Origin of the sequence: Agathobacter ruminis, from assembly GCF_002735305.1 — a bacterium.
In the GTDB taxonomy this organism is placed as follows: Bacteria; Bacillota; Clostridia; order Lachnospirales; family Lachnospiraceae; genus Roseburia; species Roseburia ruminis.
This window is the reverse complement of record NZ_PDYG01000056.1, coordinates 1-13,370: the sequence shown is the minus strand read 5'-3', so window position 1 is coordinate 13,370 and position 13,370 is coordinate 1. Positions and strand designations below refer to the sequence as shown.

13 protein-coding genes and 1 tRNA gene are annotated in these 13,370 nt (G+C 45.4%); 10 read left to right on the top strand and 4 right to left on the bottom strand.

Annotated features, from left to right (window positions below; genetic code table 11):
* Positions 1–61: 61 nt before the first annotated feature.
* The 10 genes from CSX02_RS08020 to CSX02_RS07975 all read left to right on the top strand — a co-directional run bounded on the left by CSX02_RS08020 (position 62) and on the right by CSX02_RS07975 (position 11,962).
* Positions 62–1,810: a methyl-accepting chemotaxis protein gene (locus CSX02_RS08020; protein ID WP_099386281.1), complete on the top strand. Its 1,749-nt coding sequence runs from the start codon at positions 62–64 to the stop codon at positions 1,808–1,810.
* 89 nt (positions 1,811–1,899) lie between these two features.
* On the top strand, positions 1,900–2,670 hold the full coding sequence (locus tag CSX02_RS08015; protein ID WP_099386280.1) for a hypothetical protein: 771 nt from the start codon (positions 1,900–1,902) through the stop codon (positions 2,668–2,670).
* 60 nt (positions 2,671–2,730) lie between these two features.
* Complete coding sequence (locus CSX02_RS08010; RefSeq protein WP_031545957.1) at positions 2,731–3,570, top strand: glycosyltransferase; 840 nt, start codon at positions 2,731–2,733, stop codon at positions 3,568–3,570.
* The gene (locus CSX02_RS08005) at positions 3,542–5,386 is read left to right on the top strand and encodes a glycosyltransferase (RefSeq protein ID WP_051638038.1); all 1,845 of its coding nucleotides are present in this window, start codon (positions 3,542–3,544) and stop codon (positions 5,384–5,386) included. Before CSX02_RS08010 ends, CSX02_RS08005 begins: the two co-directional genes overlap by 29 nt.
* A gap of 35 nt (positions 5,387–5,421) precedes the next feature.
* Positions 5,422–5,503 (top strand) — tRNA-Leu (locus CSX02_RS08000).
* Positions 5,504–5,966: 463 nt separating this feature from the next.
* A complete protein-coding gene (locus CSX02_RS07995) occupies positions 5,967–6,677 on the top strand; it encodes an ABC transporter ATP-binding protein (protein ID WP_099386318.1) in 711 nt (236 codons plus the stop codon).
* A 166-nt stretch (positions 6,678–6,843) separates the two neighbouring features.
* Entirely contained in the window at positions 6,844–8,274 is a 1,431-nt protein-coding gene (locus CSX02_RS07990; protein WP_242970445.1) for a putative ABC transporter permease subunit, read from the top strand.
* A gap of 18 nt (positions 8,275–8,292) precedes the next feature.
* Positions 8,293–8,685, top strand: coding sequence for a C-GCAxxG-C-C family protein (locus CSX02_RS07985; RefSeq protein WP_099386278.1), 393 nt, complete (start codon positions 8,293–8,295; stop codon positions 8,683–8,685).
* 127 nt (positions 8,686–8,812) lie between these two features.
* Positions 8,813–10,549, top strand: coding sequence for an ABC transporter ATP-binding protein (locus tag CSX02_RS07980; protein WP_099386277.1), 1,737 nt, complete (start codon positions 8,813–8,815; stop codon positions 10,547–10,549).
* A 258-nt stretch (positions 10,550–10,807) separates the two neighbouring features.
* Positions 10,808–11,962, top strand: a complete 1,155-nt coding sequence (locus CSX02_RS07975; protein WP_099386276.1) for a Gfo/Idh/MocA family protein — start codon at positions 10,808–10,810, stop codon at positions 11,960–11,962.
* Here CSX02_RS07975 and CSX02_RS13760 read toward each other — a convergent pair.
* The 4 genes from CSX02_RS13760 to CSX02_RS13545 all read right to left on the bottom strand — a co-directional run.
* Positions 11,926–12,288, bottom strand: coding sequence for a hypothetical protein (locus CSX02_RS13760; protein WP_207653766.1), 363 nt, complete (start codon positions 12,286–12,288; stop codon positions 11,926–11,928). The genes CSX02_RS07975 and CSX02_RS13760 overlap by 37 nt on opposite strands.
* Positions 12,289–12,316: 28 nt before the next feature.
* Positions 12,317–12,601, bottom strand: a complete 285-nt coding sequence (locus CSX02_RS13415) for a hypothetical protein (RefSeq protein WP_143248162.1) — start codon at positions 12,599–12,601, stop codon at positions 12,317–12,319.
* Positions 12,602–12,622: 21 nt separating this feature from the next.
* Positions 12,623–13,105, bottom strand: a complete 483-nt coding sequence (locus CSX02_RS13410) for a hypothetical protein (RefSeq protein WP_143248161.1) — start codon at positions 13,103–13,105, stop codon at positions 12,623–12,625.
* Positions 13,106–13,111: 6 nt separating this feature from the next.
* Positions 13,112–13,370 (bottom strand): hypothetical protein (locus CSX02_RS13545; protein WP_189281433.1); only part of this gene is annotated, 259 nt, incomplete at its 5' end.

The window sequence follows — 13,370 nt, the reverse complement described above, 5'->3', positions numbered from 1 at the left end:
TAACATAGTGGAAATGCTATATTTATGTAACACTTTTGAAGTACTAGGAGGGTAAAATTTAATGTTCAAAAACATGAGCATGCGTGTGAAGACACTGCTTCCGGTTTTTATTTTGGCAATTCTATGTGTCTTGACCGGTTTTTTAGGCATGTTTCAGATGCAAACAATCAAAAAAGCAGGTGACGATTCTATCGATGTCTATGCCAAGCGTGTGCAATATGCACTGCAGGCAAATGTCTACTTTAAGGATGTGCGCACCATCGGTTATTCCGCAATCGTAAATTCGGATAACCCGGAGACCGTAAAATATCTGATTGATTCCTATAAGGCTGATGCCGAGGCCGTTATCGAACAGATTGAATTGCTTTACGGTTCCATCAAGGATGAAATCGGAGAAGACGAAGCTCAAAAGAGTATGGGTGGATTCCTTGCAAATGCAACAACAATGAATACTTATATGACAAAGTTTTTTGAAACTATGTCGACCGGAGATGTGAAGAATGCGTCACGTTTGATGACCAGTCAGATCAATCCGCTGGCTGCAACACTGACAGAAACATTTGATACCATCATTGCACAGAGTCAGGATGAACTTGCAGCTGCATCCAATACAATGAATACATCATTTCATACAGCACGCATCGTTGTATTCGCTGTTTTGGGAATCACAATTCTGATTGTCGTTCTGGCAATTATCAGTATTATCATCGAAATCATCAAGCCGATTGAGCGGACGGAGAAGGCACTGACTACAATGATTCGCGAAATCGAAGAGGGACAGGGTGACTTAACCAAGCGTGTTCCGATTCGCGGCAAAGATGAAATTGCAAGACTTGGAAAGTCAATCAATATCTTTATTGAGACTTTACAGAATATTATGATTAAGATCACTGATAACTCCGAACGCCTGCAGGATATTGTAGGTATCGTAGTCGGCAGTGTACAGACTGCAAACAGCAGCTCTACAGATATTTCCGCAGTTATGGAAGAGTTGTCGGCATCCATGGAAGAAGTTTCCGCAACCACACAGGATGTCAATGAGACGACGGTCGCAGTCGATGCGTCAGTCGGTGCTCTGGCAGATGCTTCCGGTGAACTTTTGAATTATGCCGGAGAAATGCATTCCAGAGCGGTTGAGGTTATGAATCATGCAGCAGAGAACAAGGTAAATGCAAGTGATGCAATCAATCATATTCTTGAATCACTTCGCAAAGCAATTGCGGACAGCAAGAGCGTGGAACAGGTAAATGTCCTGACCGATGAAATCCTTAGCATTTCGAGCCAGACCAACCTGCTCGCACTCAATGCATCCATTGAAGCAGCCCGTGCGGGAGAAGCCGGCAAGGGATTTGCGGTAGTAGCAGATGAGATTCGTCAGCTTGCCGATTCCAGCCGTGAGGCAGCCAACAACATCCAGAACATCAACGGAATGGTGACGGAAGCTGTGCATGAGCTGATTGCAAGCTCAAATGAAATTGTGGATTATATTAATTCCAATGTCCTTCCGGATTATGACGGATTCGAAGAAGCCGGCAAGCGCTACAGCGATGATGCGGCATACATCAATGAGATTATTGACAACTTCAAGACTTCCGCAGCAGAGATTCATACCAGTATGGGTCAGATTACACAGTCCATCCAGGACATCGCAACAGTTGTGGAAGAATGTGCGTCAGGTGTATCTTCCGCATCGGTCAATACCAACGATCTGGTGCAGGGCATCGGCAAGATTTCAAGCGAGATGGATTCCAACAGCGAAATCGCGGGAACCCTCAAGCAGGAAACAGCCACATTTACAACACTTGTATAAATCAAACAGTGAGAAAGGGGTTCTGCAGTGCTCTGCAGGCCTCTTTTTTGTTGTCCAAATAATTTGAAATATGATAAAATAGTGACGCTATGAAAAAAAAGGTAATTTACTACAGAGATGAATTGCATGAAGAATTCTCCGAGGCAAAAATCAGCCCTAAGTTCATCGATGAAAAGTATCGATATGAGGGTGGCCGGTTGCGCCCGCTCGGAAGAGGCTTGTGGTATCATCTGCTTGCCAAACCGATTGCATGGATGATTATGAAAATCGGATTCGGACATCGAATCGTCAATGGGAGTATCCTGAAGTCGGCTCGTAAAGAAGGCTATTTCTTATACGGGAATCATACCAATCCGGTTCCGGATGCATTTATTCCAACCATGTTAAATTTTACGGGATCAGTCTATGTGATTGTCCATCCGGCAAATGTTTCCATGCCGGTGCTGGGCAGAGTGACGCCGTCGCTTGGCGCTTTGCCATTGCCGGATACCAAAGGCGCCTTTAAAAATTTTTTAAAGACGCTGGAGCATCACTGTGACCGCCACAAAGTCATTATGATTTATCCGGAGGCACATATCTGGCCGTATTATACAAAGATTCGTCCGTTCGTGGCAGATTCTTTTCAATTTCCGATTCTGTTTCACAAGCCGGTATATTGTTTGACGAATACCTACCAGAAGCGATTGTTTTTTAAAAGACCGCGGATGGTTACCTATGTGGACGGTCCGTTTTATCCGGACGAATCGTTGCCGAGAGGCAGACAAAAGCAGGAACTGCGCGACAGAGTCTATGAGACAATGACGAAACGGAGCACAAACAATACCGTGGAATATATCCATTATGAAAAAATTAACGCATAGGTAGTGACAAATGTTATTAGATGTAGTATTCTAAACTATGTGTAAAGGAAATGAAAAACCATGAATATTTTATTCTCAGGAAATGATCGTGTTTTTGATGGCGTTTTGACCTGCATGTTGTCCATATTAAAGCGGACTGCGGTGACGGAACCGTTTTGCTTTTATGTGATGACAATGGATGTCTCGCATCTGAAACCGGAATATGTGGCAATCAGTCAGCAGAGGATTGATTATCTTGATATGATTGCAAAAAAATATAACCCGGACAATCGTGTGATTCGGCTGGATGTGACCGAAATCTACAACCGTGAATTCGCAAGCTGTCCGAACGAGCAGTGTTATTGTTCGCCATATACATTGCTTCGTCTGTTTCTGGACATGATTCCGGATATTCCGGACAAGATGCTGTATCTGGATGTGGATATCATGTTTCAGCGGGATATTGCACTGCTCTATAATCAGGATGTGTCGGGCTACGAATATGCGGCAGCACGTGACCATTACGGGAAGTTTTTGATTCATCCGAATTATATCAATGCGGGTGTCATCCTGTTTAATGTTCCTCTGATCAGACAGACCGGTTTGCTGGTCAAAGCACGCAAACTAATCCAGACGAAGAAGATGCTGTTCGCGGACCAGGATGCAATTTATCGGAGCACAACAAAAAAGAAAATGCTTCCGCAATATTTCAATGATCAGAAATTCCTGCATAAGCATACGGTTGTGCGACATTTTTCCAAGAGGTTGTTTTATCTGCCGTATCCGCACACGGAGAATGTGAAACAATGGCAGTTGAGCCGCATGTACAGATTGTTCGGATATGCGCAATTCGATGATATTCTCTACGAATATTTATATTGGAAAGGTAAGTATGAACATGAAATTGAATTTGAAAAGTAGAAAGCGTTTAAAGGTGAAAAGACCTGTGATTCCGGTATTTTTTGCCTGCGATGATAATTATGTCAAATACATGATGGTGACAATGAAGTCTCTGATTGCACATGCTTCGCCGCAAAACAAATATTTGCTCTATGTGCTGCATACCAATATTTCGGCGGAGAATATCATGAAGGTGGAACAGATGATGACGGACAATGTCTCTGTGACATTTTGTGATGTGTCAGAGGCACTCAAGCGTGTGGAAAGTCAGCTGTCTGTCCGTGATTATTATTCTCTGACAACCTACTATCGCATGTTTATTCCGGAATTGTTCCCGGAATTTGACAAAGTGCTTTATATCGACAGTGATACGATTCTCTATCGTGACATTGCGGATCTCTACAGCTATGAGATGGGCGACAATTATATCGGAGGTATTCAGGATTATCTCGTGGCACATGTCAACATTTACGGCGAGTATGTGGAAAAGGTACTCGGCGTATCGCGCGCGGCATATTTCAATGCCGGTGTGGTTTTGATCAACAGCGATGCTTTTCGCCGCAATCATATCAAAGATAAGTTTGTGGAATTATTGAATACCTATTCGTTTGTCGTAGCACAGGATCAGGACTACCTGAATATTCTGTGTCAGGATCACATCCTTTGGATTGATTCCAAATGGAATGTCCAGATGCCGGAGCCGACAGAGCGACCTGCCGATTCGATTGCGCTTGTGCATTACAATCTGGCCATCAAACCATGGCAGAGTGCGCAGTGCCGTTACGGCGATGAATTCTGGAAATATGCAAAAGATACGGCGGTCTATGAAAGCCTGAAAGAAGAGCAAAAGAGCTTCAATGAGGAAGATGTCAAAAAAGTGGAGCAGGCCGGAGAAAATTTGAAGAATCTCGCGCTTCATGAAATTGCAAATGAGGATAACTATCTGCGCCGCTTCGTGGATGAAAGCCGTCATACAACAACGCGTCAGGAAATCGTGGCAAAGCGGGAACAGTATGAGCGCGAAGGCCGCTTTGTGGAAGACCTTGAGGATGATCCGCCATCACGCGTATTGATGCCAAACGAAGTCGATTACCTGCGCCGGAATATGACGAACCGTCTTCGTACACGCTATGCATTTAAGATTGCACGCTTCTTCATGAATACCATGATTAAGAAAAAACAGCTGGTCATCAAGGAAATCACCGGTGTCGAGAATTTCCGCAGTGTGACCGGTGGTGCGATTATCACTTGCAACCACTTCAATGCATTTGATTCATTTGCAGCGCAAATCGCTTATGAAAAAGCCATTCCGCGCGGACTGCCTTTGCGAAAGAAACTGTTCCGCATCATCAAGGAAGGCAATTACACTAGCTTCCCGGGATTCTACGGATTTTTGATGCGCAACTGCAACACGCTTCCGCTCAGTTCCAACAAGGACACCATGAAGAAATTCATGAAAGCGGTGGACAAGATTTTGCAGCGCGGCCATCTGATTCTCATCTATCCGGAGCAGAGCATGTGGTGGAACTATCGCAAACCGAAACCGCTGAAGAAGGGCGGCTTTACCTTTGCGGCCAAGAACAATGTCCCAATCATCCCGATGTTTATCACGATGGAGGACACCAATGTTCCGGGCGAGGGTGGTCTGCCGGTGCAGGCTTACAGCATCCATATTGCTCCACCGATTTATCCGGACAAAAATAAAAACAAAGCTGCCAATGCGCAGGAGATGATGGAAAAAAATGCACGTGCATGGAAGGAAATCTATGAGCGCGCATATGGGATTCCATTGGAGTACACCTGCGATGATTCATATGTAGATATGTACCTTGCATAAACTGTCGAATTGTGATATTCTATCGCATGTGACCTGCGGGATTGTCGGAATTGGCAGACGAGCGAGATTTAGGTTCTCGTGTCCTATGGCGTGTGGGTTCAAGTCCCACATCCCGCATAGTAAAAAGGAAATACCTCAGACCTGTGGTCTGGGGTATTTCCTTTTTAGTAGCGGGAGCGTGATTGAACCCAGGGTTCAATCTCCGCTCCGCTACGGTCGGCGCTAAACAGACGTCCACCGGACGTCTAGCGCCCCACATCCCGCTGGATAAAAATTAAGGTTTATTGAAGATGCGGGAGCGTGATTGGTCCCAGGTTCAATCTCCGCTCTAGTCGGCGCTAAACTAGCGCCCACATCCCGCCAAATAAAAATTGAGGTTTATTGAAGATGCGGGAGTGTGATTGGTCTCAGGGTTCAATCTCCGCTTCGGTCAACCTGAATCAATATTTTGATTTAATTATATTATGTCAAGAATAATCTAGTGCATGTATTTCTTCAATATTGATGTTATCTCCCAAAATCCCTATAATTGAAAGTAGATGAGTGAATTGGATGACTCAGGAGGACAGATAAGATGGCAATGCTTGAAATTAGTAACTATTCAAAGTCGTATGGAGGAGATAAACTGGCGGCGGACTCTGTTTCACTGAAAGTGGAGAGTGGCGATATTTACGGATTTATCGGACATAACGGAGCCGGAAAGTCGACGACAATCCGCGCGATTGTTGGGGTGCTTGATTTTACAGATGGGGAAATTTTGATTGACGGACATTCTGTAAAAACAGAGCCGATGGAATGCAAAAAAGTGACTGCCTATATTCCGGACAATCCGGATTTGTACGAGAATCTGACCGGGATTCAGTTTTTAAATTTTGTGGCGGATGTATTTCAAATCGGAGACGCAGAGCGAAGCGAGCGGATTGCGCATTACGCAAATGCATTTGAAATCACGGATGCGCTCGGAGATTTAATCAGCTCTTATTCTCATGGAATGAAGCAGAAAGTCGCAATCATTTCGGCGCTGATACATGAGCCGAAACTGTTGGTATTGGATGAACCGTTTGTTGGACTTGATCCGAAAGCGGCCTTTACACTCAAAGAGATCATGCATGACCTTTGTAGGAAAGGTGCAGCGGTTTTCTTCTCGACGCATGTGCTGGATGTCGCAGAAAAATTGTGCAACAAAGTTGCGATTATCAAGCAGGGAAAAATTATTACCTCCGGTACGATGGAAGAATTGACGGCCGGAAAATCTTTGGAAGAAGCTTTTCTGGAGGTGTATGATGCATAATCTGATTTTGCTTAGGACTTTGCTTTTGTCCACAAGTCAGCGAAATCAACTGAAATATTGCACGGACAAAAAGAAAAAGAGTCGTATCATTGGAAATTATATTGGAATAATTGTTCTTTTTTTCATGTTGATGGCATATTGCTTTTTCATGTGCATAGGCTATGGAATGTATCAGATGATTGATGCAGTTCCGGGACTTTGCGCGCTGACAATCAGTTTGCTTTCGTTTGTTTTTACCATCATAAAAGTAAATGGATATCTTTTCCAATTTAAGGAATATGACATGCTGATGGCATTGCCGCTGAAAGAGAAAACCATTGCAGCCTGCAAGTTTGCCTACATGTATATAAAAAGTCTGCCGTGGTATGCAAGTATTGCGCTTTCGATGATGGTCGGATATGGATATTTTGCCAAGCCGGCATTTTATATTTATCCGATTTGGGTCATGCTTGCGCTTGTGCTTCCGCTGATTCCGATGTTGGTGGCAACTTTCTTTGGATTTTTATTTGCAAAGATCAGCTCCGGGTTCCGCAAAAGAAATCTGGTGCAGACAATATTGATTATGTTGCTCGTCCTGTTTTGTTTTGGACTTCGTTTCTTTATCGACAATATGATTCGAAATGATGCAGTGGAATCGACGCTACAGGATACTTATTATATGACAGCAAAGACGGTGGAGCTTTATCTGCCGGCGAAGTGGTTTGAAAAGGCAATTCTACAGACAGATTTGGTGAGTCTTACCTTATTGCTTGTCATCAGTGTGTGCCTGTTTGCGATTGTATTTGCAATCATCGGAAGTTCCTATCGCAATATCAATTCCGCATTAAAGTCACATGCGGCAGCAAGAAAATACCGTATGACCGGACAAAAGAGCAAGAAGGTCGTATGGACGATTGCATTTAAAGAATTAAAGCGGATGACCGGCTCGACGACCTATCTGGTCAATGCCGGATTGGGATATGTATTGATTATTTTGCTCGGAGTGATTGCACTTTTTGTAAGGTTTGATGAAATCATTGCGCTCTTGACGAATGGGGCTCCGTTTGATCCGAAGGTTGTTTACCCATCGATTCCGTTTATCATCTATTTCTTTATTGGAATGGTTTCTACGACGGCTTGCTCCCCATCATTGGAAGGAAAAAATTACTGGATTGTGCAGAGCCTCCCGATTGAGAAAAAGACGCTTTATCAGGGCAAGATGCTATTTCAGCTGTGTCTGTCTGTGCCGTCGATGGCCATCGGAACGCTTGGAATCTGCATCTCTGCACGAATTGGAATCGTCGATACAATTTGCTATTTGCTGATTGGATGTTTATTATGTTTATTTTCTGCAACATGGGGATGTGTATGCGGTGTTAAGCATATGCGCCTGGATTGGGAAAATGAAGTGGAAGTCATCAAGCAGGGCGCGGCGGTGTCAGTATACCTGCTTGTGAATATGTTTTTAACCATGGCTGTGGCAGCACTTGCTATCTTCATTGGCATGCAGATGGATCATCTTCTGCTGAACCTGATTTGGATGGGGGTGTATGCACTGCTGTCGGGGCTGTGCTATTTGCGCGTACGCGTGCTCACGCAGAGACCCAAAATGGCCTAGGAGAAAGGAACTAAAATTATGACAATCAATGAACGGGCTGAAAAAGCCGTACAACTTAAAACTTCCGGTGGATACAACTGCTCGCAGGCAGTGACTGCGGCGCTGGCGGACCAGACGGATTTGACCGAAGAACAATTAAAACAGATTTCAGCAGGTTTCTGTGCAGGAATGGGAAATCTGCAAGCGACCTGTGGCGCAATTATCGGTGCGGGCATAATTGCGGGCGCACAGACGAAGGGACAGGGAACCTTGCCAATTGCACGACAGATTCAGGAGAAATTCCATCAGAAGTGTGGTGCAATCAAGTGCGGTGACCTAAAGGCAATGACCGATGGAAAACCACTTTGCCCATGTGAAGAATGCGTGCGCAATGCAGTGCTCATTTATGGCGAAGTCATTGGAGTAGAATAGATAGAAAGAGGAATCCAGCCAATCGGTTTGAATCCGATATCGGCAAGGACCATACTCCGTTTGAGAAAATGCTCGAGGAGGACGAAAAGACCGGATAAAAATAGTACTATTGAAACAGTGAGGAATTATGAAAAAGAAATCAAATCTGAAAAAACTAATCTCTTATTACAAACCATACAAAAGACTGTTCTGGACCGATATGTTTTTTGCAACGGTATCGGCAGCAGTCGCGCTGACCATTCCGTTGATTGTGCGCTATATCGCTTACAATCTGGTCTATGAGGAGCGTGCGGTGATTTTGCATACCATGCTTTATCTGGGCGCCGGCCTGCTGCTTTTGGTGGCAATCGACTGCTACAGCCGTTTTTATATCGGCAATTACGGACATGTGATGGGGGCAAAAATTGAATATGATATGCGCGCGGAAATTTTTGCACATATGCAGAAACTTTCTTTTTCATTTTATGATGATGCACAAGTTGGACAGCTGATGAGCCGCATTACAACGGATTTGTTTGATATCACGGAGCTGCTGCATCATGGACCGGAAAATATTATTCTTTCTGTCATCAAAATCGCAGGGGCACTCGTGATTCTGGTCAATATCAACTGGATGCTTGCCATCGCGGCCTTTGTGATGGTTCCGATTATGTTCTTTTTTGCATCGAAATTATATCGCAAGATGCGTCGCGCATCGCGCAGAAACAGGCAGAAAATCGCGGAGATTAATGCGCAGATTGAGGACAATCTGTCCGGAATTCGCGTGGTCAAATCGTTTGCAAACGAGGAAATCGAGAATCAGAAATTCCAAAAAGGAAACGACGGATTCCTGGAATCAAAGAAAAACAGCTATCACTATATGGGCATGTTCCAGGCCGGAATGGCAGGATTTACAACGCTGATTCAGGTCTGTGTGCTCGTGACAGGCGCAGTGCTGATTGCTTACGGCAGGCTGCAGGTGCAGGACCTGATTACCTTTATGCTTTACATCAGTGTATTTACCGAACCGGTGCGCACACTGGTGGACTTTACCGAGCAGTTCCAGAACGGCTATACCGGATTCGAGCGCTTCCGTGAAATCATGGATACGAAACCGGATATCGTGGATGCAAAGGATGCAAAGGTACTCACCGATGTGAAGGGCGACATCTGTTTCGATCATGTCTCTTTTGCATATCAGGAAAATCAGGATGAAGTATTGAATGAGGTATCACTGAATGTTCCGGCGGGGGCATATATGGCTCTGGTCGGTTCCTCCGGTGCCGGCAAGACCACACTTTGTTCTTTGATCCCGCGTTTTTATGAGACGACGGGTGGAAATATTTATATCGACGGGCACAATATCAAAGAAATCACACTCAAGAGTCTGCGCGATAACATCGGAATCGTGCAGCAGGATGTCTATCTGTTTGCCGGTACGATTTATGAAAATATCAGTTACGGCAAGCCGGGTGCGACCAGAGAGGAAGTCATTGCTGCCGCAAAAAATGCGAATGCGCATGATTTTATCATGTCCTTTCCGGACGGTTATGATACGGATATCGGGCAGCGCGGCATCAAGCTGTCCGGCGGACAGAAACAGCGTCTTTCCATTGCGCGTGTCTTTTTAAAGAATCCGCCGATTTTGATTTTTGATGAGGCAACTTCCGCACTCGACAACGAGAGCGAGCGTGTGGTGCAGGAATCACTGGAGAAACTTGCAAAGAACCGCACCACCTTTGTCATTGCGCATCGCCTCACCACAATCCAGAATGCCGAGCGTATTCTCGTGCTGACCGAAAACGGCATTGCCGAGTCCGGCAGCCATGACGAGCTGCTCGCAAAAGGAGGCATCTATGAGAAGCTGTATCATATGCATGCTTAAGGTGATTCTTCGGAATCACCTTTTAATATGTCAGCTACGCTGACGCAAATCTCGCGCCAAGTCTCGCGAGCGAGACTTGAATTTACGAGAAAATTCTTCTGAATTTTCTATAAAGTAAAAGTGCTCCGCTAAGAATGCACACTTGCGCGAGATGATTGTTGCTAAAGCAACACGCGCCGCGCTAAAAGAGATATATGGTATAATAAATATTATTGAGCAAAGAAGGGGAACGCATTTCGTCAAAATTAGGAGGCTACTATGGGACAAATTGATTTGAAGCCGATGAAGACGGCTATTGTGGGTTGTGGGGCAATCAGCGATATCTTTTTTCAGAATTTTACAAAACGATTTGAGATGATTGATTTGAAATATTGCTGCTCGAAAGGCGGCGCAAGCGCAGCGCAAAAAGCGCAGCAATATGGCATCAAAAATAGTACGCTCGAAGAAATTCTTGCAGATTCGGAAATTGAATTGATCATCAATGCGACTCCAACTTCGCAGCATTATGACATTATCAAGGCTGCGCTGGATGCAGGAAAACATGTTTTTACAGAGAAAGTCATTACGACAGATTTCAAAAAGGCACAGGAACTACGCGATCTGGCACACAAAAAAGGATTGTATCTGTGTAGCGAGCCGGATCATTTCATGGGTGCTGCATGGCAATGTGCGCGTGAATATATCGATGCCGGAATCGTCGGCAAAGTAAGCTCTGTGATTGCGACAGCTTCGCAAAATCAGGATGGACTGATGGATTTTTTGCGTTACACCAATGAGCCGGGAGGCGGTCCGGGATTTGATTATGGCATTTATCTGATTACGCAGATGTTGGCATTGTTCGGGCCGGTAAAAGAAGTGTGCGGAACCATGCAAACGACCAATCCGCATCATGTGCATCGTCGTATTTCGCGACCGGAACTGGGGCATTCTTATGAGGCAATGAACGAAGATCTCGTCAGCGCGACTCTGGTATTCCACAGTGGTGTGATTGCGACCGTTCATCTGGATGCGAACAGTATTATCGAAGCACCGGCTCCGTTTATGATTTATGGAAAATATGGTGTGCTTGAGATGTCGCGCCCGTCTGAATTCAGCGGTGAGGTGAAATTGCATCGACAAGATTCGCATGAACCATCATTGTTGCAACCGGTTCATGGGTTCGATCACGATTCTCGTGGTGTGGGCGCTGCAGAAATGGCGTGGGCCATCCGTATGGGACGCACCCCGCGTGCAGAGGCATCATTGGGCATCCATTGTCTTGAAATTTGTCAGGGAATTCTTGCGAGCGGCCGCACGCGATCATTCTATCAAATGACCACGACCTGCGAGCAGCCGGCACCGCTGCCAAAAGGCTATCGCGGCTTCCCGATGTTTTATCACGATGAAGAAGCATCGCTGATTTTTCTTGAATGATACCAACTCGGATCGTGCGCGACACAAACCGCATCCGTCGTCCCAAAATCTATTGGCACCGCATCTTCAAAGTAGGCATCAATCTGTCCGATGCAATACGGGATGCTGACTTCGACGCCAAAACTTTCCAATTTATAAAATTCTTCATATGGATCGCCAATTTCCGGCATCAAATGCATACGAAGTCCGTCCACGAATCCCAGGCACTTCGTATGCATTCCGGCGGCAGCAAAGCATACGAACCCATCAAAAAGCTGCTGGTTCGTATGCAACTTCAGACACCAAATGCATACGAAGTCCATAAATCCCAGGCACTTCGTATGCATCCCGATGACAGCAAAGCATACGAACCCATCAAAAAACTGCTGGTTCGTATGCAACTTCCGGCACTAAATGCATACGAAGTCCACGAATCCCAGGCACTTCGTATGCATTCCGGCGGCAGCAAAGCATACGAACCCATCTAAAATCTGCCGGTTCGTATGCAACTTCAGGCACCAAATGCATACGAAGTCCATAAATCCCAGGCACTTCGTATGCATCCCGACGACAGCAAAACATACGAACCCACCAAAAAGCTGCCGGTTCGTATGCAACTTCAGGCACCAAATGCATACGAAGTCCATAAATCCAAGGCACTTCGTATGCATCCTGGCGTCATCAAAGCATACGAACCCACCCAAAAGCTGCTAGTTCGTATGCAACTTCCGGCACCAAATGCATACGAAGTCCATAAATCTCAGGCACTTCGTATGCATCCCGACGACAGTAAAACATACGAACCCGCCAAAAATCTGCTGGTTCGTATGCAACTTCCGGCATCACCCACCAAAAAGCTGCTAGTTCGTATGCAACTTCCGGCACCAAATGCATACGAAGTCCACGAATTCCAGGCACTTCGTATGCATCCCAGCGGCAGCAAAGCATACGAACCCACCAAAAAGCTGCTAGTTCGTATGCAACTTCAGGCACCAAATGCATACGAAGTCCATAAATCTCAGGCACTTCGTATGCATCCCGACGACAGCAAAACATACGAACCCGCCAAAAAGCTGCTGGTTCGTATGCAACTTCCGGCATCAAATGCATACGAAGTCCACGAATCCCAGGCCCTTCGTATGCATCCAGGCGGCAGCAAAGCATACGAACTCATCTAAAATATGCCGGTTCGTATGCAACTTCAGGCACCAAATGCATACGAAGTCCATAAATCCCAGGCACTTCGTATGCATTCCGGCGGCAGCAAAGCATACGAACCCATCTAAAATCTGCCGGTTCGTATGCAACTTCCGGCACCAAATGCATACGAAGTTTACGAATCCCAGGCACTTCGTATGCATCCCATCGACAGCAAAGCATACGAACCCATCTAAAATCTGCCGGTTCGTATGCAACTTCAGGCACCAAA

What these genes read in the sequence shown, in the direction of transcription:
- CSX02_RS08020 (WP_099386281.1), top strand. Translation starts at nt 62, where the DNA reads ATGTTCAAAAACATGAGCATGCGTGTGAAGACACTGCTTCCGGTTTTT.
- CSX02_RS08015 (WP_099386280.1), top strand. Translation starts at nt 1,900, where the DNA reads ATGAAAAAAAAGGTAATTTACTACAGAGATGAATTGCATGAAGAATTC.
- CSX02_RS08010 (WP_031545957.1), top strand. Translation starts at nt 2,731, where the DNA reads ATGAATATTTTATTCTCAGGAAATGATCGTGTTTTTGATGGCGTTTTG.
- CSX02_RS08005 (WP_051638038.1), top strand. Translation starts at nt 3,542, where the DNA reads ATGAACATGAAATTGAATTTGAAAAGTAGAAAGCGTTTAAAGGTGAAA.
- CSX02_RS07995 (WP_099386318.1), top strand. Translation starts at nt 5,967, where the DNA reads ATGCTTGAAATTAGTAACTATTCAAAGTCGTATGGAGGAGATAAACTG.
- CSX02_RS07990 (WP_242970445.1), top strand. Translation starts at nt 6,844, where the DNA reads ATGTATCAGATGATTGATGCAGTTCCGGGACTTTGCGCGCTGACAATC.
- CSX02_RS07985 (WP_099386278.1), top strand. Translation starts at nt 8,293, where the DNA reads ATGACAATCAATGAACGGGCTGAAAAAGCCGTACAACTTAAAACTTCC.
- CSX02_RS07980 (WP_099386277.1), top strand. Translation starts at nt 8,813, where the DNA reads ATGAAAAAGAAATCAAATCTGAAAAAACTAATCTCTTATTACAAACCA.
- CSX02_RS07975 (WP_099386276.1), top strand. Translation starts at nt 10,808, where the DNA reads ATGGGACAAATTGATTTGAAGCCGATGAAGACGGCTATTGTGGGTTGT.
- CSX02_RS13760 (WP_207653766.1), bottom strand. Translation starts at nt 12,288, where the DNA reads ATGCATACGAAGTGCCTGGGATTTATGGACTTCGTATGCATTTGGTGT.
- CSX02_RS13410 (WP_143248161.1), bottom strand. Translation starts at nt 13,105, where the DNA reads ATGCTTTGCTGCCGCCTGGATGCATACGAAGGGCCTGGGATTCGTGGA.